Raw genomic sequence first — 24,157 nt, 5'->3', positions numbered from 1 at the left:
CTCCCCGGTATCGCCCGTCATGGGCCGCCGGCAAATCGAATGAAGGCATGCCCCGGCGCGAAGGATATCGCGCCGGGGCTTGTCGTTATCAGAGCATGTTGCCGGCTGCGAAAGCCTTGCGGATTTCTTCGCGCTCGGCGTCCGGAGCAGCAACCAGGCCGTATTCGGCGAGCGGGCTGTCCGGGCCGATCATCTGGTCGTTGATGAAGAACTCAACATATTCCTTGAGGCCCGGGATAACGCCGAGGTGTGCCTTCTTGACGTAGAAGAACAGCGGGCGGGAAACCGGGTACTCGCCGGAAGCGATCGTTTCGGTCGACGGTACGATGCCGTTGACGGTCGCGACCTTCAGCTTGTCGGCGTTGTTTTCGTAGAACGACAGGCCGAAGACGCCGATGCCGTTCTTGTTGGCAGCGATACGGGCGAGCGTCTCGGTGTAGTCGCCGTCGATGTCGACAGCCATGCCGTCCTTGCGGACCGCGACGCACTTGCTGTGCTGCTGCTTTTCATCGGCAACGGCAGCCTTGATGACGTCAACGGCGCCGGCGTTCTTGCAGCCTGCAGCCAGGATCTTCTCTTCGAAGACTTCGCGGGTGCCGTGCTTTTCGCCCGGGATGAAGGCGGCGATTTCAACTTCCGGAAGGGCGGAGTTGACTTCAGACCACTTCTTGTAAGGGTTGGCAACGAGCTTGCCGTCGACGACGACTTCAGCAGCGAGAGCCTTGTAGAGGTCTTCCGGCTTCAGGGCGAGGTCGGCATTGCCGGCGTCGGTCGCGAAGACGATACCGTCATAGCCGATCTTGACTTCCTGGATCTCGGTCACGCCAGCGGCCTTGCAGGCCTCGACTTCACTGTCCTTGATCTTGCGCGAGGAGTTGGCGACGTCGATGGTGTCCGGGCCGACGCCCTTGCAGAATTCCTTCAGGCCGGCCGAGGAGCCGCCAGATTCAACGACCGGGGTCTTGAAGTCGGGGAAGGTCTCGCCGAACGTCTCGGCTACGATCTTGGCGTAGGGAAGAACGGTCGAGGAGCCAGCGACCTGAACCTGGTCACGGGCGGCGGCTGCGCCGGCAAATGCGGCAGACGCTACCAGCGCCGCGACAGTGAGTTTAAGAGCTTTCATAAAAGTTCTCCCGGAATGGGCTTGTGTTGGTGTGCGCCAAGCGTTGCAGCGCTCTTCGCCGTCTTATCGGCTGCCCCTAGTTAGCTGCCGATGGCCACACCTTTTATGTCAGTTTGACGAAACATTTATGACAGCTCATGTCATTGAAAATGCTAAGGGAAAATGAACGGTCCCGGGTTTTCCCGCGCCAATATGTCAGAACCGGACCGTAAAAGTCGTACCTTTGCCGATCTCAGAATGGATCAGCAGCCGGGCACGGTGCCGGGTGAGGATGTGCTTGACGATGGCAAGGCCCAATCCGGTGCCCTTTTTCGAGCGGCTCGCCTCGACATTGACCCGATAAAAACGCTCGGTAATGCGCGGGACATGCTCGGCGGGGATGCCCGGCCCATAGTCCCTCACGATCACCTCGGCCTGTGCCCCTTCTTCGCCGCCACGCAAGGTTATGTCGACCTTCTTGCCCTCCTGGCCGTACTTGCAGGCATTCTCGATCAGGTTCTCGAAGACTTCGATGAGTTCGTCGCGATCGCCCTGTACGATGACGGGCTTGTCCGGCACCACGAGAGAGACCGTGACGTCGAGGTCCCTCGCCAGCGGCAGGAGGCTGTCGCGGACATGGCCGAGCAGGGGCGCAAGGTCCACCGGATCGTCCGGCGCGATATGCGAGCGCAGCTCCAGCCGTGAGAGCGACAGGAGGTCGTCGACGAGGCGGCTCATGCGCGTGACCTGCTCATGCATGATGCCGAAGAATTTTTCCTGCGCCTTCAAGTCGTTGCGCGCGGGCCCCTGGAGGGTCTCGATGAAACCGCGCAGCGATGCCAGCGGCGTGCGCAGCTCATGGCTGGCATTGGCCACGAAATCCGAACGCATGCGGTCGATGCGGCGCGCCTGCGAGATATCGCGAAAGGTGATCAGGAAGATGCGGGGCGTTCGTCCCTCGCCGCCGATTTCGGCGGGTGCCACGCGCACGACATAGACGGCATCCGACGGCAGGCGCTCGGTATGCTCGATCTGGTTGGCCTTGCCGGTCGCCATCGTCTCGCGGATCATGTCGAGAACACCGGGCGAACGCACCCGGGCGGCCAGATAAGTGTTCGGCGGTATGGTGCCGAAGGCTTTCTCCGCGGCGATGTTCTGGAAAACCACCGTCTCATCGGCGGCGACGACCAACACCGGCATGTCGAGCGCATTCAGCGCCGGCACCAGCGGATCGCTGGTCGGGCCATCGACGGCCACCGCCTTGGCCGGGCTCAAGATCACCGAGGCCGGCGCACTGCGGTTGAGCAGCGCCGCAACCAGAACGATCCAGAAGGGAAGCACGATAAGGAAATGGATGCCGGCAAAGGTCGCAAGGATCGCCAAAAGCAGGGTGAGGCCCAGCAGCCAGCGCTCAGCCTTCAGCCGCGGCACCAGGTCCCGCCAGAACGCTTTCGAACCGTCCACCTCGACATCCTCATGAATCACTTTGTCTTCCTCCCGGACCAAAATGATCGAGGAATAGCGATCCTTCATGACATGATTTTCACGACCGGCTTGAATCCGCAATGCAATTGTGGCCTCCTCCAAGGAAATCGAGCCTTGAGCACCGCGACTTTTCGGCGCTGCTTGGAGCTGCAGAAGTTTGAAAACGCGCATGATCCTGCCGATGATCGAAGCCGGTTTTCGGGCCCGTGCGCCAAGCCGAAAGGGCGAGCATATGGCGTTAGCGGAGACGGCGGAAAAGGCGGAAAGCCGCGCAGTGGAGCTGCAGATCGACGGCAAGAGCCGCGTATTCGACATCGACAATCCCGAGTTGCCGAAGTGGATCGACGACGCAGCGTTTTCGTCCGATGACTATCCCTACAAGAAGAAGCTCGACGAGGAAGAATATCTCGAGACGCTGGAGAAACTTCAGATCGAACTCGTCAAGGTTCAGCTCTGGCAGCAGAAAACCGGAAAACGCATCATCGCGCTGTTCGAGGGCCGCGACGCCGCCGGCAAGGGCGGCGCGATCCATGCAACCATGGGCAACCTGAACCCACGCTGGGCCCGTATCGTGGCGCTGACGAAGCCGACGGAGACCGAGCGCGGGCAATGGTATTTTCAGCGCTATGTCGCGACCATGCCAACGGCTGGGGAATTCGTGCTGTTCGACCGCTCCTGGTACAACCGCGCCGGCGTCGAGCCGGTCATGGGCTTCTGCACGCCCGAAGAGCACAAGCAGTTCCTGAAGCAGGCGCCTCGCTTCGAAAAGATGATCGTGCACGAGGATATCCAGTTCTTCAAATTCTGGATCAACATCGGCCGCGAGATGCAGCTCAAGCGCTTCCACGATCGCTGCCACGATCCGCTGAAGATCTGGAAGCTGTCGCCGATGGACATCGCCGCTCTCAACAAGTGGGACGACTACACAGCAAAGCGCAACGAGATGCTGAAGGCAACACACACGGACCACGCACCCTGGACCGTGGTGCGCGGCAACGACAAGCGACGCGCGCGCCTCAATCTCATCCGCCACATCCTCTCCACGCTCGACTATGACGGCAAGGACAAGAGCGCGATCGGTGAGGTCGACGACAAGATTGTCGGGTCCGGCCCGGGTTTCCTGAAATAGCGCCCATTCGACAGCGGCCGAAGGCGACGGCCCTGCCAGGGGGCGGCCAACGCGGTCGCCCCAATTGCGGTCAGGTTCGAGGACACCGATGCCCCCGTGCGGGACTTATTGGCCCGGAAGGACACGTATGGCGTAGAGGGTGAGGCCCTTGCCCTCACCGCTGATATCGCTGTTGATCACGATCCTGCCGGCGGAGTTCGGCGCAAGGCTGCGATCGAAGGTGATCTTGAACAGCATGTCGAGCCGCTCGTCATGCACCGTGAAGCGATGACGGCCGCATTCGCCGAGCGAAGAGAAATTGCACTCGACGGCAAATTCGGTCGTCTTGCCCGGCTCGGCCTGCACGGTCAGCGCCATGGTCGAGGTTTTGCCGGATAGCTGCGCCAGGACCGTTGCCGGGATTTCGATGGTGATGTCGCCTTCCGTTTCGGCAACCGAGGAAGTCAACTGGATGCGCTTGCCACCGTCGTCATCCACCGGCTCGGCCTTGGCGCGTGAGCCCGCCACGACCGCGGCAGTGTTTTCAGGCGCAAAGACTTCCACCCAGTCACCCGTGAAGCCCTGCTGGGCGCCGAGCGTTTGCAGACCGGCAGCCCCGTCGAAATCTTCCGATGCCACCGATGCCGGCGGGTTGGCGACGTTGGTGTCGCGTTCGGCCGCGGATTTCAGAAGATCATTGGTCTGCACCCACCAGGCGGCGGCACCTGCGGCTGCGGCAAGGGTGACGATCACCATGGTGAAGGACAGGAAGCGGCTGCGCTTGCGGCGGCGCTTGCGATCGGTATCTCCACGAACCTCGGGCGCGGCGGCGGCTTCCGCGCTCTTTGCAGCAGTATCCGCTGCCGCACGCGTCGAGACGACCGGACCATCACGGTCGGCACGAAGGCCGCCGAGACTGCCGTCATTCGCCGCGGGACGGGACGCATCGGCAGCAAAGCCAGGCTCGCGGCGGTCCGCCGCCGGCGACTGCGCTTGGGCCTGAGGCCGGGATTGCGCTTGGGATTGCGGCTCGATACGAGCCTGCTCCGGGCCACGTGCGCGGACGTTATCATCGACACTGACGACGGGAGGTGTGGCAACGGGAGGCGCCGGTTGCCGCGCCCTGAGGGCGGCACGCTCCTCCGTTTCGATCGCATGGATCACCGCCTCCAGCCGATGGCGCTGCTGGGCGATGACGTTGACGTCCTCAATTCCCTGTTTCTGCAGCCCGGCTTCCAGCGCCTGGCGGGCCGACTGGTAGATGCGCGCGCGCGTTTCCGCGCTGGCGCGGTCGGAGCGCTCAAGCGCATTTCTGATCGCAGTCTCAAGTCCGCTCACATCAAGTCCTCTGTGTAGGCAGGGCTTTGGGCCTGCCGGCGCGCTCTAGCTGATCGGTACCCCTCGATCTTTCTCCAAGGGCCTAACGGTTAAATCTGGAGGCACGCCGTTGGTTTTGTTAACAATTGCGTAACCGCTGCTTTCGGAATCCGCAAGTCCGGCGGCCCAGTCGACCGGCCAAGCCCGGGGAAAACGCGACAACTTCGCAGGCGCAATGCAGGATAAGCCGGCGTCGCCGGCGCGAAAACCACCTCTTTGCAAGCGATGAACTTGCTGCTATCTGTTTTGACGTTTACGCAAACGTCAAAAATTTGATGCGCCAATCGAGGGATGGAGAAACCGATGCCGCTTCCGCCAATTCTTTCCGGAACGACGAGACTGCCGGTCGTCGGCGCGCCCCTGTTCATCATCTCCAATCCGCAGTTGACGATTGCACAGTGCAAGGCTGGCGTGATCGGCGCCTTCCCGGCACTCAACGCTCGTCCGCATTCGCAGCTCGACGAATGGCTTGCCGAGATCACCGAGACGCTCGCCGATCACGACGCCAAGAACCCGGGCCGGCGCGCCGCGCCCTTCGCCGTCAACCAGATCGTGCACAAGTCCAACGCGCGTCTCGAACAGGACCTGATGCTCTGCGTCAAATACAAGGTTCCGGTGGTCATTTCCTCGCTCGGCGCCGTGCCCGAGGTCAATGCCGCGATCCATTCCTATGGGGGGATCGTGCTGCATGACATCATCAACAACCGCCACGCCAATTCGGCGATCCGCAAGGGCGCCGATGGCCTGATCGCCGTTGCTGCCGGCGCCGGCGGCCATGCCGGCACGCTTTCGCCGTTTGCGCTCATCCAGGAAATCCGCTCCTGGTTCGATGGCCCGCTGCTTCTTTCCGGCGCGATCGCCACCGGCGGCGCGATCCTGGCCGCCCAGGCGATGGGTGCCGACATGGCCTATATCGGCTCGCCGTTCATCGCGACGGAAGAGGCGCGCGCCACCGACGCCTACAAGCAGATGATCGTCAACAGCAACGCCGCCGACATCGTCTATTCCAATTATTTCACCGGCATTCACGGCAACTACCTGAAGCCCTCGATCGCTGCTGCCGGCATGGATCCGGACAATCTGCCGGAAGCAGATCCGTCGAAGATGGATTTTGGCGCCGCAACCGACAGCGCCAAGGCCTGGAAGGACATCTGGGGCTGCGGCCAGGGCATCGGCGCGGTCAAGGAAGTGACCTCCGTCGCCGGTCTCGTCGACCGGCTCGAGCGCGAATACGATGCGGCACGTACCCGCCTTGGCCTGAACGCCATGCCCGTCGCGGCCACCAACAAGGAATTTTCAAGTTCTCGAAACTGATGGCTTGAAATCTTGGCGCTTTGCGTTTATCAGCGCCTCACATTCGTTCCGCGGTCTTCCGCGGAACCGCCTCCGGGCCGCTTTAGCTCAGTCGGTAGAGCACATCATTCGTAATGATGGGGTCACGTGTTCGAGTCACGTAAGCGGCACCATTCTTCTCCGGATATCAAATCGAACTCCATTCAGCAGACTGGTGCGGTGGCTCCCAAGTCCGCGTTTCGGCGCTTTCGATTGCGGCAAGGCGACCGTTTGCAGGTCGCAACGCCGAACGGCGTTATGCCGCCTGGATCTTCCAACCATTAGCCAGGTCCGACATGGCTCCAGGCGCATCCACACCGCCCAACCAAATTTCCAAACCCTTGGCGCTCGGCAATTGGCGCTTTTCCGGGAACCATGGCCGGCTAGGGGCGACAGCGATAAGCAACCCCTCATCACTACCGATCGCGGCAAAGCCGGGAGAGGCCGGTCCGAGCGTTTCGACCCAGAACGTCCGGGCGGCCTCGGCAACGACACTCCCGACGTCTTCGGTCGGAAGTCCGACCTCGCTGAGGCAGGATAAATCAGCGCCGCTGAACGGCCGCTTTCCAGCCGGGCCGATTAGCCTGCGGCGGCCGATCAATTCCAGCACCGAGCTATCGGGACCATCGAAGTAGATAGATTTTGACTGCCAATGCCCCTCAAGAACGAAGCACTCTCCGCTATCCGGTTCCCGTTGGAGAGGCGTACGTTCCTTCAGCCATTCTATTGCGGCATCGAACCGATCATAGGGCACATTGAAAGCCAGGTGCACGCCGTGTGGTGCATCTCCAACAGCCGAGGTCAGCCGGATTTCGCTCCATCCCACTTGGATGGAATTCCCGGCTGTCGGCAGTTCCAGCACATCGCGAAAGAAGGCTGTGCTCTTCGAGACATCCGATGCAGGGAGTGTCAGTCTATTTATGCGCATGAAATCCGCTCCCGACGACGCGATTGGCTTTATCGGGCGATTTGTTACGACCTCAACATAAGTTGAGGTCAAGAAGCTCGCGATACCAATTCACCGCTGCCGGCGCCGTGTGCGCAAATGCCGGCCGTCGCCAACTGTCCTCCGGGCACGATGGCCGCGAGGGGCACTGGCACCGGCCGCGCATCAGCTTGGTCGGGATTATTGCGCCACTTTGACGCCCGGCGGCTGCCAGGTGCCCTGGCCCGCCGGCAAGATCGAAGGTGGCGTAGGCTTCGGCCAATATAGGCGCATCACGAGATAGATTTTGTCGTCCGGCGCCGGAAGCCAATTGGACTCCTTGTCCGCACCGGGGCTGTCTTTTTGGATGTACAGCGTCAGCGAGCCGTCCGCCCCCTTTTTCATCGCCGGCAACATCGGAGAGTTGATGAGGTAGCGATTGATCGGATTCTTGACCAAGAGCTGGCTCTTGCCGTCGTACATCGTAACGGACCAAAACGCATTCACTGGCGGCAACTGATCGGGTGCGAAGGTGATCGTGTAGTTGTGCTTGCTGGCGTCGAGCGGCTCACCGGTAGCGTCCGTTCGGGTATAGGGGTACATGGCTTCCACGGCATCGTTGCCATAGAGACCGCCCTTGGCGGCGCCTGCCCGCATCAACCAATCGCCGTTGTAGAAGGCCTCGTCGCCAAAGAACGAGCCGATGTTCCAGCCGTTGATGTCCTTGTTTCCGCTGGCCAGCCATTTGTCGACTTTGTCATTTCCTTGCTTCATGGCCACCAGGAATTCGGCTTTGTGTTCGAGCGATAGCTCCTTGAACTCGAAGGTCTTGCCGGGGCCGATACCAATCTTGGCAAGTTTCGCACGAACCGCCTTGTCCCTTGGCGTCTCAGGGACGAACTGCAGGGCCGCGTCGAGATACTGGAAGAAGTTATCCTTGATCCCGGCAGTGGTGGCAGGAAGGAACTCGATCTTGGGCGCGGCAAGCGGGGCGGGTTGTCCAAGGAAAGCGGAAAGCGGCTGCGCCTTGTAGCCGGCCTGAATTTTCTCGACGTTCGGCATGTCGTCGGGGTGGAAGAGCTGGGTACGGAAAGCCGCGAACGTGAACGGCGTCGTCGATCGGAAGACCTGCTTGATTCCGGGGGGCGTTTCCCCTTTCCAGTCGGGGCCGACCACCAGATAGTTGCCCGGCTCAGTCCCCGTGGCGCGCGTGCCGATGTAGCCGAAATTGTAGGTGTTGCCGTCGATCAGTTGGACCGAGTAGTAGCGGTCCTTTTCGACCGTCGGCACAGAGATGACCATCGGTTCGGCGCGCAAATCCAGCCAGAGAATCGAGTAAGGAGTGTCGCTGTTCGGCGTGATGATTGCCGTGTCCGCCGGGGTGGCGACATGGTGCATGTTGTAAATTTCGTTGAACGGTGCCTTGAACTGCCCCGAGTTTCGGTCTACGGCATACTCCTGCATGACCGCATAGTTCATCACGAGCGGCAGGCCATAGATGAAGCCTTCCTCGGCAATGTCCTTGGCCTCGATGATGCCGGGATAGCTCTGCGCCATCAGCAGGCTTGGCCTCGCAATCGCAGCGCTAGCGGCGATCACCGCGGTGGATCGAAGTAGATCTCTCTTCGTCAACATTTGCCGTACTCCTCCATTATTCGATGAGTTATCGAAACGACGAGAGCTGTGGGGCAGCTCAGGAACCCTGGACGCAATTGTGCAGTTCGTTGGCTGTTGGTGAGGTATTCGCGAGAGCTGTGCAGGCTGCAGTCGGGATCGCACCGACGCGCAATCCGGCGGGTGCTAATACAGAAATGCCCGCCGGTAGCCGCGCCTGGCCACGCCTGCATAAGAGAGCGGCGTCAACGGCATGCCGATGATGTCGATGAACACAGAGACCTCGGAGCCCTTCTCCGGCATTTCGCCACCAACCACCTTGACCGTGTAAGTCAAGTTATTGTCGTTCAGCTCCGGATTCTCCAGGACGACGACAACCTGTCGGAGCTTGTTCCCTTCGAGGATCGACAGGTCGGCATTCGGCGGATCGGAAAGGAAGCTGTCCTTGCCCTTGCTCCAGAACGGCAAGAAAGCGGTCGTGGCCATGTTCCCGGCAATGCGCTCCGGACGGTCAGAGAAAAACAACGTGGCGCCGCCAATACCTTCGAGCGTCAGCTTGCTCGTCGCCTTGTCGAATTTCATAGCGCTTGCGGTTTGAACGAACAGGAAGTCGGCCGCTTCATCGGTCGCCTGCGCCAGTCGCGGCATGAACGGCACTGTCGTCGCCGCGACAGCTGTGGCTGCTAGCAGTAGGTTCCGTCTGGTTGTCATAGTCGTACCCCTCCCATAGGTCGCAAGACGTTCAGATCTCTACTTGTGCTACTCACACGTTTTACGGCACTAAACAGTATTCGCAATACAAAACCACTCATTTTGCGCCACGGCTGTCTTATTTCTGGAGTGTTGCACGCATGGCTGAGATCCCGGTCATCTCCAACCGCATCCTGTCTGGTATGCCGGCCTTCATACGCCGTGAAATGGGGCAAAAGGCGCTGCTGCAGGCCAATCGTGCTATCGGGTTCGATCTCGAACTGACCGAGGGAGAGAACTGCTTCATCCCGCACGCGGCGGTAATCGGCTTCGTCGAGGCGGCCGCGCGGACAGCCGGTGAGGCCAACTTCGGAATTCTGATCACGCCGATGATGAACATCGCCAACTATGGCAGCTTCGGACACTACGTGCTTGGCGCCGACTCCTTGGGGCAGGCCATCGAGCGCAGCATTGCTGGCCTTCGTTTTCACAGTACGGTTGATAGGATGTCAGTCGCAGTGGTTGGCGACGAGGTACGGTACAGCTATGCGTTCGCTTTGGCCGGCCACTCTGGATATGCCAGTATTGTCTGTGCCGCCGCGGGCGTCCTGCTCAGCCTCTTCAAGCCTTATCTGCCCTCTGACTGGCGACCGCTGCGCGTCGAGCTTGACACCGACAGACCGCGCCAGACGGGCCTTTTTGAAGACGTCTTCCAGTGTCCGGTTCTCTTCAACGCACCCGCGACAAGCATCGTCATGGATCGCCATCATCTTTCCGCTGCTCCAAGGGCCGCTTCGTGGCCAATTGTCACCATCGAGGATGTGGCGCGAGACCGGCAAGGCGGCGCTCCACGGGATCTGCTCGAGGTCATCGTGGAGCAGGTGCGGGTCCAGGTTCTCACCGGCAGCGTGTCGATCGATAGCGCCGCGCAAACATTGGACACCAGCGTCCGGACGCTGCAACGTGAACTGAATCGGGCTGGCACCGATTTTCGCGGGTTGGCGGGCGCCGCAAGGGTTCAGCGAGCCATTGAGCTGCTGCTGCATACGAACGGCTCGATCACGCGCGTCTCGGCGGAGTTAGGGTATTCGTCCCCAGCCAATTTTGCCCGGGCATTCCGAAAGGCAACCGGCAACGGACCGCGGGAATTTCGCTCGAATATCTCGCCTTGAAGGTACGGCCGTTGGCCGTTCAGCAGCGTGAACGGCTGCCAAGGTGAGAACTATTTGGTCAGTCTTGCTCCATGGGAACTCGGTCCATTCGTATCTGCCGCAACAGGTTTCGTCCCGCGATCAGCAATTCAAACAGGAATGCGACAAGTGATCCAATGAGCGAGACTATGGCACCACCGAAAAACCAGAAGAGATTCTCCTGGCGCAGCCCGATGGCAAGAGCGCCAGCAAGGAGATTTAGGATTGCGCCGCCCGTGCAAATGCCGGCCATCTTCCACCGGCATGCCTCCCGGGCCGACGGGCATGCATCCCGTGCCCGATTTCATGACGCGCCTCAGCCGCCTGCAGGCCGTGACGATCGTTTCCATTCGCGGGCGGGCAAGCGGCATCGGCAGCGAACTGGCGCTTGCGGCCGACATGCGTTTCGCCAGCCGCGAGAAAGCGGTACTATCGCAGTTCGAAGTCGGTGCCGGCTTCGTCCCGGGCGGCGGGCCGATGGCCTACCTGCCTCGCCTCGTCGGCCGCGGCCGAGCGATCGAAATTCTGATCGGCGCGGATGATTTCAACGGTGAACTGGCCGAACGCTACGGCTACGTGAACAGAGCACTACCGGACGCGGAACTGATGCCTTTGTCGATGCCCTGGCGAAACGCATCGCCTCGTTCGATCAATATGCCATTGTCGAGACCAAGAAGCTGATTGACAGAGCCAGCCTGCCACCGCAGGCGGAAATGCAACCCGGGTGGGATGCGTTCATCACTTCGGTCCAGCGCCCAGCGGCGCAATCCCGCGTCAAGGCTTTGGTCGAGCAGGGACTGCAGCAACCCGGCGACGTTGAAAGGAACCTCGGCCACTACACCGCGAAGTACCGCGAGTAGCCGGTGCCATGCCAATCGGCGGCTCAACGGGAGCCACCGCGTCAAAGGGAGCGAAAGATGAAGATACTGATGGTTCTGACCTCACATGACCAGCTTGGCAATACCGGCAAACCGACCGGATTCTGGCTCGAGGAATTCGCTGCGCCCTATTACGTTTTCCGGGATGCAGGCGTCGACATTACCCTGGCCTCGCCCAAGGGTGGGCAACCGCCGATCGACCCGAAAAGCGACGATCCGGGCAACCAGACCGAAGCGATGGCCCGCTTCAAGGACGATCCCGCCGCGCAACGGGTCCTCGCCAACACCCACCGGCTTGCCGACGTCAAGGCCGATGATTTCGACGCGGTGTTCTATCCGGGCGGTCACGGACCAATGTGGGACCTCGCCAACGACGTGAACTCGATCGCGCTGATCGAGAGCTTCTACAATGCCGGCAAGCCGGTCGCTGCCGTCTGCCATGGGCCGGGGGTGCTCCGCAAGGTAACCTATCAGGGTGAGCCTATCGTCAAGGGAAAGCGCGTCACCGGCTTCACCAACTCGGAGGAGGAAGCCGTGCAACTGACGGATGTCGTCCCCTTCCTCGTCGAAGACGAATTGAAGCGTCTCGGCGGTCGCTTCGAAAAGGCGGCCGATTGGGCGGATTTCACGGTCGTCGATGGCCGTCTCGTCACCGGACAGAATCCGGCGTCCTCGACCTCTGGCGCCAAGGAATTGCTGAAGCTTCTGCGGTGAATGCGAGGTGGCGGCCGGCATTTCAGCCGCCCGCTACATTCACAACGGGACATCAAACCCAGACCAACCTGCCGTTTCAGCCGTCACTTCAGGTTGCCGTCGCCACTGCGATCCGCAGTCTTGAAGTCGGCCATCACCCTGTCCAGAAACTCCTTCTGGGTGACCTTGCCGTCGCTGTTGGCGTCGGTGGCTGCAAACTGCTGAGCGTTCAGCGCCTGCTTCGTCTCGTCGGGGCTGAGACTTCCGTCCTTGTTCTTGTCCAGGTTGGCAAAGGCGGCCGTCATGAAGCTCTCGTATTCGGAACGTTCGACCGCGCCGTCCTTGTTGCTGTCGAGCGCACTCATCTGGCCCTGGTTCATCGTTGCAGCCTGCTGCGCGACAGCGAGACCAGCCGGGTAGAACACAAGGACGCTCAAAAGAACGAGCTTTCTCATCCCTCAACCTTCCGCGATCAATAGTAGCGGCACGTCAGCGCATTGCCGGCTGCAGCGCCAAGTGTCGCACCACCGCCAACCGCCCAGAGCTGACCAGTACCAGAGCCGATCGTCGAGCCGATCAGGCCGCCGACGATTGCGCCACCCACCGTTCCGGCAATGCAGCCGAATTCGTTGCCCGTCGGGCCGCTCTTCGACACGTAGGCAGATTGGCACCCGGACAAGGCTAGGGCGCCGGCAAGAATGATAGTTACGGTCTGTTTGCTCATTTTATCCTCCAATATGGCCGTCTGTTTGGAATAGAGATCGGGCGGAGGCGCCATTGAGTGGCGTCGGATGTAAATAAGCTTCCGAGTATGCTCCCAGGATAAGGGAGGCTCTTCTGTTTTTTCTGAAGCAGCTCACCAATAAAACACATAGTCCGGAGACAAGGGCCCCAAACTTGACGGGCGAATACTACCCTTTGCCGCCGGCAATGACAATGTTCCGCGTAGTATTAGCTTTCCCGCCGCAATAACCCACAGCCTTGGCCAGGGACGTGCGCCGACGGACGAAAAACCCCCTCGCCCTAGATTTATTTGGGTCTCCCGCGAGATATCATCGTTTGTGGCCTAGCGGCGAGCGGGCTAGGTCTGGCTTGCCCGGCACGGGCCCCTTGCTTTCACCTCGCGTATCCACCGCACGGACGAAACGCACATTCAGCGGAACCGACCCGATTATCCGCTGCTGTTTCGGGCAGATGCCCGATCCGGCCAAACCATGGGCATCCCCGCCTTGCAAGAAAGAGCAGACCGAATGGATAGAATGACGACAATCAAATTAGGGCTTACTACTGCAATCCTCTTTTCACTCACCGCGACCGTCTTTGCCGCGGACGGCGAGCAGGCCCGAATTGCCGCCACCGTGGACAAGGCAATCCGACCGATCATGGGCGAATACAAGGTGCCGGGCATGGCGATCGCGGTCACCGTTGACGGCCAGCACTACTTCGTCAACTACGGCGTCGCCTCCAAGGAAACGAAGGCGCCCGTCACCGAAAACACACTGTTCGAGCTGGGCTCGATCAGCAAGACCTTTGCCGGCACGCTCGCATCCTATGCGCAGGTGCTCGGCAAGCTGTCCTTCGACGACCATCCCGGCAAATACATGCCAGATCTCAGCGGCAGCGCGATCGACAAGGCGACCCTGCTCAATCTCGCCACCTATACCGCCGGCGGCCTGCCGTTGCAGTTCCCCGACGAGGTCAAGAGCAACGCTGACATGCTGACTTACTTCAGCAACTGGAAACCGGGCGCCGAACCAGGCAAGGAGCGTCGCTACTCCAACCCGAGCATCGGCCTCTTCGGCCATGCCGCGGGCCTGGCGATGGGCAGCAATTTCGCCACGGCGCTCGAGACCGAGTTGTTTCCGAAGCTCGGCCTCAAGCACAGCTATGTCACCGTGCCCAGAAGCGCGATGGGCAGCTACGCCTGGGGCTACGGCAAGGCAGACAAGCCGATCCGGGTCAACCCGGGCATGTTCGACGCCGAGGCCTACGGCGTGAAATCCTCCGCGGCAGACATGATCCGCTTCGTCGAAGCCAATATCCAGCCGGAGCAGTTCGACGGCCCCGTTCGCAAGGCCCTAGAGGGAACGCATATCGGCTACTTCGATACCGGCAAGATGATCCAGGGCCTTGGCTGGGAGCAGTGTCCTTACCCGGTTTCGCTGGAGCGGCTGCTCGACGGCAACTCCCGGACCATGGCCATGGAAGCCAATCCGGCTACGGCATTGAACCCTCCGAAACGGCCCGATGGCGCGACGCTTTACAACAAGACCGGATCCACCAACGGCTTCGGCGGCTATGTCGCCTTCGTACCGGAAAAGAAGATCGGCGTCGTCATGCTGGCAAACCGGAACTTCCCGAATCCGGAGCGCATCAAGGCAGTGCATGCAATTCTGAAGACGCTGGCCACTGCGGCGGAATAGGCAGCCAAGCCTCCATCAAAGGCACCCTCCCCGTGTTGCGGCAGCCCGCAACACGGGAGAACCTGCGTTCATCAACAACCCAGCGGCGAAACCGCAATCCCCAGCCGCTTGCATATTAGCGCCGAGTGTTGTCATCTTCGTTTCGCGAAAGCGCGATCAGATGCGGCCAAGTTCAGGCGTATATGGGGATGCCGATGTTCGAGCGGGTGGGGTTTCAGGGTTCGCTGCAGCACGGATGTGCAAGAGGAGGGCGGACAACCTTCGTCCTGGCGGCTTTGGCATTGCTTGCCGGATGCGGTGGTCATGCCAAGGGCGTGATGGCACCTGTCGCGGTCACCGCTCCCACCCCCGGTACATCGACCGTAGACATGCTTGTCGCAACCACGCGCCAACCGTCCGGCGATCCGGCGACGCTGTTTTCCGGCGAGCGAGACGCCAATACCTTCCTCACCGACGTCGCGGTCTCGATCCCGCCGGACACGGTGCGGAAATCTGGCACCGTGCAATGGCCGCGCAAGCTGCCCCCGGATCCCGCCAAGGAATTCGCCGTCACGCGTGTGCGTGAGCTCCAGACACTCGATGAAGCCAAGTCCTGGTTTCTACAACACGACGTCGGCGGCCACGCCTTCGTCTTCGTCCACGGCTTCAACAACCGCTACGAGGATTCCGTCTACCGCCTTGCCCAGATCGTCCACGACTCGGAGGTCCAGGCAACGCCAGTCCTGTTTACCTGGCCGTCCCGTGCCAATGTGTTCGACTACAATTACGACAAGGAAAGCACGAACTATTCGCGCACGGCACTCGAAGACATTCTGAAAAAGCTCTCGGACGCGCCGAAGGTGAAGGACATCACCATCCTCGCCCATTCGATGGGGACCTGGCTGACGATGGAATCGCTCCGGCAGATGGCCATCCGCGACGGCAACGTGCCGTCGAAGATCGAGAACGTCATTCTCGCCTCGCCGGATATCGATCTCGACGTCTTTGCCAAGCAATTCGTCGAGATGGGCAAGAAGCGGCCGAAGTTCACGATCTTCGTTTCGCAGGACGATCGTGCGCTGGCACTTTCGAGTTTCATTTCCGGTGACGTATCTCGCCTTGGCGCGATCGACCCATCGGCGGAGCCCTACCGTACCCAGCTGGAAAGGGCCGGCATCACCGCCATCGACCTGACCAAGGTCAAGACGGAGGACGGCCTGCATCACGGCAAGTTCGCAGAAAGCCCGCAGATCGTTCAGCTCATCGGCACGCGGCTTGCCACGGGGCAGACGCTCACCGACTCCGACATCTCGGTCGGAACCGGCATTGCCGCGGTTGTTGCCGGCACGGCGAGAAATGTCGGCAATGTCGCTGCGGTCACCGTCTCGGCGCCGGTATCGATCCTCGAAAATCCGCAGCCGACGAAGAAGAAGAGGGTGGTCGTCGGAGATACGCTGTCAAGCGACACGCCGCAGCCCGTGAAGATCAAGTGACGGATCAGCGGCTGCCGCTCTTTGACGGCAGCCGCCATCAACCGTCGTCGCCGACGAAGCGGTAGCCGACGCCCGGCTCCGTGCGGATGATCTTCGGGTCGGCCGGGTCACGCTCGATCTTGCCGCGCAACTGACCGATGAAGACTCTGAGATAGTGCAGGTCCTCGCCATGCGCGACGCCCCAGACCGAGGTCAGCAGCGTCTTGTGGGTGACGACACGGCCGGCATGGTGCGCCAGCATCACCAAGAGATCATATTCCTTCGGCGTCAGCCGCACCGGCTCGCCATCCTTCGTCACCACGCGCTTGATGGTGTCGATCGATACGCCATCGGCAGAAAGCTGCGTCTGGCCGCCCTCCATCTGGATGCGGTGACGCAGTGCCGTGCGGATGCGGGCGGTCAGCTCGCCGATGCCGAAGGGTTTTTCAATGTAATCGTCGGCGCCAAGGTCGAGCGCGGCGATCTTTTCGCTTTCACGGTCGCGGGCTGACAGGATGATGATCGGCACCTGGGACCAGCCACGCAGGTTTGCGATGACCTCCTTGCCGTCCATATCGGGCAGGCCGAGATCGAGGATGACGAGGTCCGGCGCCGTCGTTGCGGCCGCCTTCAATGCCTCGGCACCGGTCATGGCCTCCAGCACGTCATAGCCGGCAGCGCTCAATGCGGGCTTCAGGAAACGCTGGATCTGCGGTTCGTCGTCGACAACGAGGATACGCTCCACGCTCATGCACGGTCCTTTTCGGAGATTTCGGCCTTGGCGGCAGGAAAGCGCATGGAAATGCGCGTGCCGCGGCGGCGAAGCGCCGGGCTTTCCGCCTTGATCTGCCCGCCCATGGCCTCGACGAAGCCCTTGGCGATCGACAGCCCAAGGCCTGTCCCTGGCGTACGGCCATCCGCCTTGCCGCGGCGGAAGAATTTCTCGAAGACCTGCTCGAGATCTTTCGGCGCAATGCCCCTGCCGAGGTCGGTCACCGACAGCACGATCTCGTTACCGTCCGAGCGGGCATAGATGCTGATCGGCTCGTCGCCGCCATATTTGTTGGCGTTGTCGAGCAGGTTGAAGAGCACCTGCCCGAGAAGCACGCTGTCGCCGCGCATCAAAGGCAGATCCGGCGCGATGCTGGTTTCGATCTCGCGCTCGGGGAAGTATTTGCGGGCACGATCGACCGAGGCGCGCACAGCATCAGCGACATCGACCCAATCGCGCTTGGCATTAACTGTGCCCGCCTCGATGCGGGTCATGTCGAGCAGGTTCGCAACGAAGCGCGTCAGGCGCGCTCCCTCCTCCTCGATCGACTGCAGCAGGTCATCGCGGCTTTCCGGCGGCATGCGGTCGCCGAGTTGGCGCAGGCTGGTGACCGCGCCGGTGATGGTCGCAAGCGGCGTCCGGAGGTCATGGGAGATCGACGACAGGAGGGCCGCACGAAAGCGTTCGCCTTCAAGTTTCGCTGCGTGATCGAGGCTTTCGCGCGACAGACGCGCCCGGTCGACAGCGATCGCGGTCTGGTCGAGGATTGCCGCCAGCGCGCGCTCCTCGTTGATTTCAAGCGGCTTGTCCGCCTGAACGAAGCCGCAGACGCCGACGACGCCGTGTGGGCTCGTCAGCGGACGGAAGTGAAACGGGCTGTTCGGTAGCGTTCCCGTGCCATTTCCGGCCGGCTCCTTCTTGTCCATTGCCCAGCGCGCCGCCATCACGTCGGTGACGTCGAGCTCGGTGTCCGGTGGCCAGGCGGCCTTCAACTGCAGGTCCCCCTCCTCCGGCAAAAGCAGCGCCGAACTGCGCCTGAGTGTGGTCTGCATCTGCGTCACCGCCGCCCAAAGCACGTCGTCGGCCTTGGCGGTGCCGGAAAGCTTGCGGGAGAAATCGTAGAGCGCCTGGGTCGCTGCGGCGCGCCGGCGGGCGGTCTTCGCCTGTTCGCGCACCCGCGATGCGAGGCTGCCGGCAAGGGCAGCGGCGACCAGGAAGATGAAGAGCGCGAAGACCTCGTGCGGCTCGGCAATGGTGAACGTGCCGACCGGCTCGATGAAGAAGAAGTTATAGGCCAGAACCGAAAACAAAGCCGCCGCGATCGCCGAGATGTGGCCGGCATAGGTCGCCGAGGCCAAGACGGCGAGCAGATAGAGAAGCGAGATGTTGGGCAGGATAATGAAGCGCTCGATCAACAGGCCGATCGCCGTGGCCACGCCCACCGAGCCGGCGGCAATGCCAACGGCGCGCCCGGTGCCGGGCGGCAGCGTCTTTTTCGCGGTGGACCGCCGCTTGGCAGGCACCGTCTCGCGATCGGTGACAAGGTGGATGCCGACCCCGGACACGCGCTCGGCCAGGGCGTCGGGAAGAGATTGACGCAGAAAGCGCATCGGAAAGGACTGGCGGCGCGCACCGATGACGATCTGCGTCGCATGTTCGCGACGCGCAAGCTTCAAGATCTCCTCGACGAAGTCGTTGCCGATGATGCGGCGCGTCTCGGCGCCAAGCTGTTCGGCAAGACGAAAGGTCTCGTCGAGCCGGCGCACATCCTCACCATCGCCGCTCTCACGGTCGGCGCGCTCAATGAAGACGACAATCCAGGGAGCGTTCAATCCCTCTGCCAGCCGGCTTGCGGTGCGGACCACCTTCTCGGAAAGCGCATCGGACCCGATGCAGACGAGCAGGCGCTCGCCGCTCGCCCAAACGCCTTCGATCGCATTCTGCTTGAGGTAGTCGACCATCTGGTCGTCGACCCGGTCGGCCGTGCGCCTGAGCGCCAGTTCGCGCAGTGCCGTCAAGTTGCCGAGGCGAAAGAAGCGATCGACAGCACGCTTGGCGCTGTCGGGCAGGTATACCTTGCCCTCCTTCAGCCGCTCGATCAGTTCGGCCGGCGGGAGATCGACGAGCAGCACCTCGTCGGCCCGCTTCAGTACCGTATCCGGCACCCGCTCGCGCACAGGCACGCCAGCGATCTGCGCAACGACATCGGAAAGACTTTCCAGGTGCTGGATGTTGAGCGCCGTCCAGACATCGATGCCCGCAGCGATCAGTTCCTCGATGTCCTGATAGCGCTTCGGATGCCGGCTTTCAGCCGGGTTGCTGTGAGCGAGTTCGTCAACGACGATGATCTTGGGACGTCGGGCAAGGGCCGCATCCAGGTCGAACTCGGAAAGCACGCGGCCGCGATGGGTTACATCGCGGCGCGGCAAGATTTCCAGTCCCTCGACCAGCGCGGCGGTCTCGCCGCGACCGTGGGTTTCGACAAGCCCGATGACGATATCGACGCCGTCTTCCTTCAGACGACGGGCCCGGGTCAGCATCGCGTAGGTCTTGCCGACGCCGGGGGCTGCGCCGAGGAAAACTGTCAGCTTTCCTCGGCGGTCCTGCGCGGCAAGGGCAAGCAGTGCGTCTGGGTCCGGGCGACTTTTGGCGTCGCGTTCACTGTCGGGCATTCATCGTCTCAGGCGTGAGGTATCAGGTTCGGGGCGCATCAAGGGCCAGATTGAGTTCTAGCACATTGACGCGCGGCTCGCCTACGACCCCGAGCAGACGACCTTCCGTCGCCCTGTCGACCAGAGCTGTGACATCCGCCTCGCTGAGACCGCGCGCCTTGGCAATGCGGGCCACCTGCGCCTGGGCAAAAGCCGGCGTGATATGCGGGTCGAGGCCGGAGCCCGACGTCATCACCGCGTCGGCGGGAATTTCGCCGGCAAGGCCGGCGGTCTTCAGTCTCTCGACGTCGGCGGCGACGCGATCCTTCAGCTTGACCGAGGTCGTGCCAAGGTTGGAGCCACTCGAGGCCCCGGCATTGTAGGCTTCCGGTCCGGTCGCCGATGGGCGCGGCCAGAAGTATTTGTCGGAGGTGAAGTTCTGGCCGATCAGCTCGGAACCGATCAGGGCACCGTCCTTCTCGATGAGGCTGCCGTTTGCCTGTGCCGGCATCAGCACCTGCGACATGCCGGTGATGGCGAAGGGATAGGCAAGCCCGGTGATGAGCGTCAAGAGCAATGTCATCACGATGGCAGGGCGAAGTTGGTTCAGCATGGTTACACCAGATTGAGTGCGTTGACGGCGAGATCGACGAGCTTGATACCTGCGAAGGGCAACAGGATGCCGCCGAGACCGTAGACGAGGAGGTTGCGACGCAAGAGCGCTGCGGCACCAACTGGCCGATACTTGACGCCCTTCAGCGCTAGCGGGATCAGCGCGACGATGATCAACGCGTTGAAGATGACCGCCGAGAGGATCGCCGATTGCGGCGAGGCAAGGCCCATGACGTTGAGTGCGGCGAGCGCCGGATAGGTGGTGATGAACAACGCCGGGATGATGGCGAAGTACTTCGCCACGTCGTTGGCGATGGAGAAGGTCGTCAGCGAACCGCGGGTCATCAGGAGCTGCTTGCCGATTTCGACGATTTCGATGAGCTTTGTCGGGCTGGAATCGAGATCCACCATGTTGGCGGCCTCGCGGGCGGCCTGCGTGCCGGTCTGCATGGCAACGCCGACATCGGCCTGGGCAAGCGCCGGCGCATCGTTGGTGCCGTCGCCGCACATGGCAATGAGGCGTCCGCCCTGCTGTTCCTTGCGGATATAGGCAAGCTTGTCCTCAGGCGTTGCTTCGGCCAGGAAGTCGTCGACACCAGCTTCGGATGCGATCGCTGCAGCGGTCACCGGGTTGTCGCCGGTCACCATGACGGTGCGGATGCCCATGGCGCGAAGGGCGGCAAAGCGCTCCTTGATGCCCGGCTTGACGACGTCCTTCAAGTGGATGACGCCGAGCAGGCGCGGGCCGTCGGCGACGGCGAGCGGCGTGCCGCCGGTGCGCGCCACCTGGTCGACGGCGCGGCGGAACTCGGCCGGCACATTCTCGTCGCGGATGCCCGTAAACTTCAGGATCGAGTCGACCGCACCCTTGCGCAGCCGGCGGCCGCCGAAATCGACGCCCGAAAGCCTCGTCTCCGCAGCAAAGGGGATGACCGCATCGATGCCGGTCGTACCGGCCGAGCTTGCGCCACCGCCGACGGCAAGCGCGACGACCTCCCCCTTTCCGGACGCGGGAAGCGAAACATCCGGCGCCTGGCGGCCGAACTCGCCGGTCGCAAGCGCTGCGATCGAGCGTCCCTCCGGCGTTTCGTCGGCAAGGCTCGCAAGCAGCGCTGCGTCGGCAAGCTCCGCCTCGCTGACGCCCGGCACCGGCATGAAGTCGGCGGCCATGCGGTTGCCGAAGGTGATCGTACCTGTCTTGTCGAGCAGCAGCGTGTCGACGTCGCCGGCGGCCTCGACCGCGCGGCCGGAGGTGGCAATCACGTTGAAGCGGACCAGGCGGTCCATGCCGGCGATGCCAATCGCCGAGAGCAGGCCACCGATGGTGGTCGGGATCAGAGTGACGAGCAGCGCAGAAAGCACGGTGACCGACAGCAGAGTGCCGGAATAGCCGGCGAGCCCCCAGAGTGTGACGACGGCCACGAGGAAGATCAGCGTCAGGCCCGAGAGCAGGATCGACAGCGCGATCTCGTTCGGGGTCTTCTGGCGCTGGGCACCCTCGATCAGCGCGATCATGCGGTCGACGAAGGTATTGCCGGGCGCAACGCCGATGCGGACCTTGATCCAATCGGAAAGCACCTGCGTGCCGCCGGTGACGGCCGAACGGTCGCCGCCGGATTCACGAATGACAGGAGCCGATTCACCGGTAATCGCGCTTTCGTTGACGGAAGCGACACCCTCGACGACGTCGCCGTCACCGGGGATCAGTTCCCCAGCTTCGACCAGAACGACGTCGCCGACCTTCAGCGAAGTCGCCGGGATCGTCTGGGTTTCGCGACCCTCGGCCGATACGAGCTTGCGTGCCGTCAGTTCGGATTTGGTGCGACGCAGACTGTCGGCCTGAGCCTTGCCGCGGCCTTCGGCGACAGCCTCGGCAAAGGTGGCGAAGAGCACGGTGAACCACAGCCAGGCGGCGATCTGCCCGGAGAAGAGCGGGCTGCCGGTGCCGGTCATAAGATCGCGGACAAAGAGGCCAGTGACCACGGCCGCAACCACTTCGGTGACGAAGATCACCGGGTTGCGCACGAGTTGGCGCGGATCGAGCTTGACGAAGGCCGCCTTGATAGCCGGCAGGAGGATTGCCGGATCCAGAAGACTTGGAGCAACTGGTTTGGAAGACATGTGTCGAATTCCTTTAGAAGGTCTGGCCGGCAAGCATCGAGAAATGCTCGACGATGGGACCGAGAGCGAGCGCCGGGAAGAACTGCAGCCCGCCGAGAATGAGGATGATGCCAACGAGCAGGCCGACGAAGAGCGGCGTGTCGGTCGGGAAGGTGCCCTTGGAGGCCGGTACACGGGTCTTGACCGCGATCGAGCCGGCGATCGCCATGACGGGCACCGCATAGGCAAAGCGACCGAGCAGCATGGCGAGACCAAGCGTGGTGTTGTACCAGGGCGTATTGCCGGTAAGGCCACCAAAGGCCGAGCCGTTGTTGCCGGCAGCCGAAGTGAAGGCATAGAGGATTTCCGATAGGCCGTGCGGGCCTGCGGTACCGATGCTTGCGACGGCAAAAGGCAGCATGGCGGAGACGGCGGCAAAGCCGAGGATCGTCACCGGCAGGATGAGGACCGCGAACATCGCGTATTTCATCTCGCGAGATTCGATCTTCTTGCCGAGCAGTTCCGGCGTGCGGCCAACCATCAGGCCGGCGACGAAGACGGCGAGGATGGCAAAGACGACCATGCCGTAGAGACCGGACCCAACGCCACCAGGCAGAACTTCGCCGAGCTGCATCAGGAACATCGGTACAAGACCGCCGATACCGGTGAGCGAGCCGTGCATCCCGTTGACGCCGCCATCCGACAGGCCGGTGGTGACCGCGGCATAGAGCGCCGTCATCGCCTGGCCGAAACGGACTTCCTTGCCTTCCATGTTGCCCTGGGCAGCATCGAGACCGAGTGTCGTCAGGATCGGGTTGCCCTGCGCTTCCGCCCAGTAGACCACCGCGACGCCCGATATCAAAAGGATGCCGGTAACGGCGATGAAGGCCCAGCCCTGGCGACGGTTACCGACCATCTGGCCGAAGGTGTAGACGAGGGCGGCCGAGATCGACAGCATCGCGAAGATGTTGAGGTAATTGGAGAGGGCCGTCGGGTTTTCGAACGGGTGGGCGGCGTTGACGTTGAAGAAGCCGCCACCATTGGTGCCGAGCTGCTTGATCGCCTCCTGGCTCGCGACCGGGCCGAGCGAGATCGTCTGCTTGGCGCCTTCGAGCGTCGTTGCGGTGAGGTCCGCGTGGAAGGTCTGCGGCAGGCCGGTCCAGACCATGGCAAGCGCCATGACGACGGCGATCGGCAACAGCACGTAGAGGGTCGAACGGGTGAGATCGACCCAGAAATTGCCGACGGTTGAGGCGTTCGAGCGGGCAAAGGCGCGGGTCACGGCGAGCGCCATGGCGATGCCGGTCGCCGCCGACACGAAGTTATGCACCGTCAGCCCCGCCATCTGGCTGAAATGGCTGAGCGTGGTTTCGCCGCCGTAGTTCTGCCAGTTGGTGTTGGTGACGAAGCTGACCGCCGTGTTGAAGGCGAGATCGGATGGCATGCCGGCAAAACCCTGCGGGTTCATCGGCAGGTAAGCCTGCAGCCGCAGAATCGCATAGAGAGAAACGAAGCCTGCAAGGCTGAAGGCGAGCATCGACATCGCGTAGGCGAGCCAGCCCTGCTCCTTGTTCGGATCGACGCCGGCGGCGAGATAAAGACCGCGCTCGACAGGACCGAGGACAGGTGAAAAGACGTTGCGTTCACCGGAGAAGACCCGCGCCATGTAAAGCCCCAGCGGCTTGATGACGATCAGGACGGCGATGAAGAGGAGGCTGATCTGCAGCCACCCGATGATAGACATGAGATTTCTC

The 24,157-nt window shown here is 62.1% G+C and carries 19 protein-coding genes, 1 tRNA gene and 2 pseudogenes; 8 read left to right on the top strand and 14 right to left on the bottom strand.

Annotated features, from left to right (window positions below; genetic code table 11):
• Positions 1-88: 88 nt before the first annotated feature.
• Together AC3WWH_RS02290 and phoR are read right to left on the bottom strand one after the other, a co-directional pair.
• Positions 89-1,123, bottom strand: coding sequence for a substrate-binding domain-containing protein (locus tag AC3WWH_RS02290; RefSeq protein ID WP_058323607.1), 1,035 nt, complete (start codon positions 1,121-1,123; stop codon positions 89-91).
• Between the two features lie 195 nt (positions 1,124-1,318).
• Positions 1,319-2,587, bottom strand: coding sequence for a phosphate regulon sensor histidine kinase PhoR (gene phoR, locus AC3WWH_RS02285; protein WP_058323705.1), 1,269 nt, complete (start codon positions 2,585-2,587; stop codon positions 1,319-1,321).
• A 232-nt stretch (positions 2,588-2,819) separates the two neighbouring features.
• On the opposite strand from phoR, the gene ppk2 reads away from it, so the two are divergent.
• The gene (gene ppk2, locus AC3WWH_RS02280) at positions 2,820-3,716 is read left to right on the top strand and encodes a polyphosphate kinase 2 (RefSeq protein WP_058323706.1); all 897 of its coding nucleotides are present in this window, start codon (positions 2,820-2,822) and stop codon (positions 3,714-3,716) included.
• 105 nt (positions 3,717-3,821) lie between these two features.
• Here ppk2 and AC3WWH_RS02275 read toward each other — a convergent pair whose 3' ends face one another.
• Complete coding sequence (locus tag AC3WWH_RS02275; protein ID WP_058323608.1) at positions 3,822-5,033, bottom strand: hypothetical protein; 1,212 nt, start codon at positions 5,031-5,033, stop codon at positions 3,822-3,824.
• A 342-nt stretch (positions 5,034-5,375) separates the two neighbouring features.
• Between AC3WWH_RS02275 and AC3WWH_RS02270 the strand changes: the two genes are divergently transcribed.
• A complete protein-coding gene (locus AC3WWH_RS02270) occupies positions 5,376-6,386 on the top strand; it encodes an NAD(P)H-dependent flavin oxidoreductase (RefSeq protein WP_058323609.1) in 1,011 nt (336 codons plus the stop codon).
• Between the two features lie 76 nt (positions 6,387-6,462).
• Positions 6,463-6,538, top strand: a tRNA-Thr gene (locus AC3WWH_RS02265).
• 122 nt (positions 6,539-6,660) lie between these two features.
• Here the strand turns inward: AC3WWH_RS02265 and AC3WWH_RS02260 are convergent.
• The 3 genes from AC3WWH_RS02260 to AC3WWH_RS02250 all read right to left on the bottom strand — a co-directional run bounded on the left by AC3WWH_RS02260 (position 6,661) and on the right by AC3WWH_RS02250 (position 9,591).
• Positions 6,661-7,332: a VOC family protein gene (locus AC3WWH_RS02260; RefSeq protein ID WP_058323610.1), complete on the bottom strand. Its 672-nt coding sequence runs from the start codon at positions 7,330-7,332 to the stop codon at positions 6,661-6,663.
• A 198-nt stretch (positions 7,333-7,530) separates the two neighbouring features.
• On the bottom strand, positions 7,531-8,964 hold the full coding sequence (locus tag AC3WWH_RS02255) for a DUF1254 domain-containing protein (RefSeq protein WP_058323611.1): 1,434 nt from the start codon (positions 8,962-8,964) through the stop codon (positions 7,531-7,533).
• A 165-nt stretch (positions 8,965-9,129) separates the two neighbouring features.
• Positions 9,130-9,591 carry a hypothetical protein gene (locus AC3WWH_RS02250; protein ID WP_057248259.1) on the bottom strand — a complete coding sequence of 154 codons (462 nt, stop codon included), beginning with the start codon at positions 9,589-9,591 and terminating at the stop codon, positions 9,130-9,132.
• Positions 9,592-9,794: 203 nt separating this feature from the next.
• Here AC3WWH_RS02250 and AC3WWH_RS02245 point away from each other — a divergent pair, with 203 nt between their 5' ends.
• Entirely contained in the window at positions 9,795-10,805 is a 1,011-nt protein-coding gene (locus AC3WWH_RS02245) for an AraC family transcriptional regulator (protein WP_058323612.1), read from the top strand.
• 58 nt (positions 10,806-10,863) lie between these two features.
• Here the strand turns inward: AC3WWH_RS02245 and AC3WWH_RS02240 are convergent.
• Positions 10,864-11,076 (bottom strand): annotated as a pseudogene (locus tag AC3WWH_RS02240) (DUF2721 domain-containing protein); the annotation flags it as partial.
• A 2-nt stretch (positions 11,077-11,078) separates the two neighbouring features.
• Here AC3WWH_RS02240 and AC3WWH_RS02235 point away from each other — a divergent pair.
• Positions 11,079-11,683 (top strand): annotated as a pseudogene (locus AC3WWH_RS02235) (enoyl-CoA hydratase/isomerase family protein); the annotation flags it as partial.
• A gap of 57 nt (positions 11,684-11,740) precedes the next feature.
• Positions 11,741-12,415, top strand: coding sequence for a type 1 glutamine amidotransferase domain-containing protein (locus AC3WWH_RS02230; RefSeq protein ID WP_057248091.1), 675 nt, complete (start codon positions 11,741-11,743; stop codon positions 12,413-12,415).
• Between the two features lie 83 nt (positions 12,416-12,498).
• Here the strand turns inward: AC3WWH_RS02230 and AC3WWH_RS02225 are convergent, their stop codons facing one another.
• Both AC3WWH_RS02225 and AC3WWH_RS02220 read right to left on the bottom strand, forming a co-directional pair.
• Complete coding sequence (locus tag AC3WWH_RS02225) at positions 12,499-12,849, bottom strand: EF-hand domain-containing protein (protein WP_058323613.1); 351 nt, start codon at positions 12,847-12,849, stop codon at positions 12,499-12,501.
• Positions 12,850-12,866: 17 nt separating this feature from the next.
• On the bottom strand, positions 12,867-13,118 hold the full coding sequence (locus AC3WWH_RS02220) for a YMGG-like glycine zipper-containing protein (protein WP_057248089.1): 252 nt from the start codon (positions 13,116-13,118) through the stop codon (positions 12,867-12,869).
• A gap of 535 nt (positions 13,119-13,653) precedes the next feature.
• On the opposite strand from AC3WWH_RS02220, the gene ampC reads away from it, so the two are divergent.
• Together ampC and AC3WWH_RS02210 are read left to right on the top strand one after the other, a co-directional pair.
• Entirely contained in the window at positions 13,654-14,817 is a 1,164-nt protein-coding gene (ampC, locus tag AC3WWH_RS02215; protein WP_063891516.1) for a class C beta-lactamase, read from the top strand.
• A 194-nt stretch (positions 14,818-15,011) separates the two neighbouring features.
• On the top strand, positions 15,012-16,289 hold the full coding sequence (locus tag AC3WWH_RS02210; protein WP_082615711.1) for an alpha/beta hydrolase: 1,278 nt from the start codon (positions 15,012-15,014) through the stop codon (positions 16,287-16,289).
• Between the two features lie 37 nt (positions 16,290-16,326).
• Here the strand turns inward: AC3WWH_RS02210 and AC3WWH_RS02205 are convergent, their stop codons facing one another.
• From AC3WWH_RS02205 to kdpA, 5 genes are read right to left on the bottom strand one after another with little or no spacing between them, the layout of a single operon-like run.
• On the bottom strand, positions 16,327-17,019 hold the full coding sequence (locus tag AC3WWH_RS02205; RefSeq protein ID WP_057248087.1) for a response regulator: 693 nt from the start codon (positions 17,017-17,019) through the stop codon (positions 16,327-16,329).
• Positions 17,016-19,712 carry a DUF4118 domain-containing protein gene (locus AC3WWH_RS02200; RefSeq protein WP_058323615.1) on the bottom strand — a complete coding sequence of 899 codons (2,697 nt, stop codon included), beginning with the start codon at positions 19,710-19,712 and terminating at the stop codon, positions 17,016-17,018. Before AC3WWH_RS02200 ends, AC3WWH_RS02205 begins: the two co-directional genes overlap by 4 nt.
• 22 nt (positions 19,713-19,734) lie before the next feature.
• Positions 19,735-20,304: a potassium-transporting ATPase subunit KdpC gene (gene kdpC / locus AC3WWH_RS02195; RefSeq protein WP_058323616.1), complete on the bottom strand. Its 570-nt coding sequence runs from the start codon at positions 20,302-20,304 to the stop codon at positions 19,735-19,737.
• Positions 20,305-20,306: 2 nt separating this feature from the next.
• Complete coding sequence (gene kdpB / locus AC3WWH_RS02190; RefSeq protein ID WP_058323707.1) at positions 20,307-22,424, bottom strand: potassium-transporting ATPase subunit KdpB; 2,118 nt, start codon at positions 22,422-22,424, stop codon at positions 20,307-20,309.
• Positions 22,425-22,437: 13 nt separating this feature from the next.
• Positions 22,438-24,147, bottom strand: coding sequence for a potassium-transporting ATPase subunit KdpA (kdpA, locus tag AC3WWH_RS02185; protein WP_057248083.1), 1,710 nt, complete (start codon positions 24,145-24,147; stop codon positions 22,438-22,440).
• Between the last annotated feature and the right edge of the window lie 10 nt (positions 24,148-24,157).

The sequence above is a fragment of the Ensifer sp. EB106-03-01-XG145 genome, from assembly GCF_058792075.1.
This window is presented reverse-complemented; position numbering and strand designations above follow the sequence as displayed.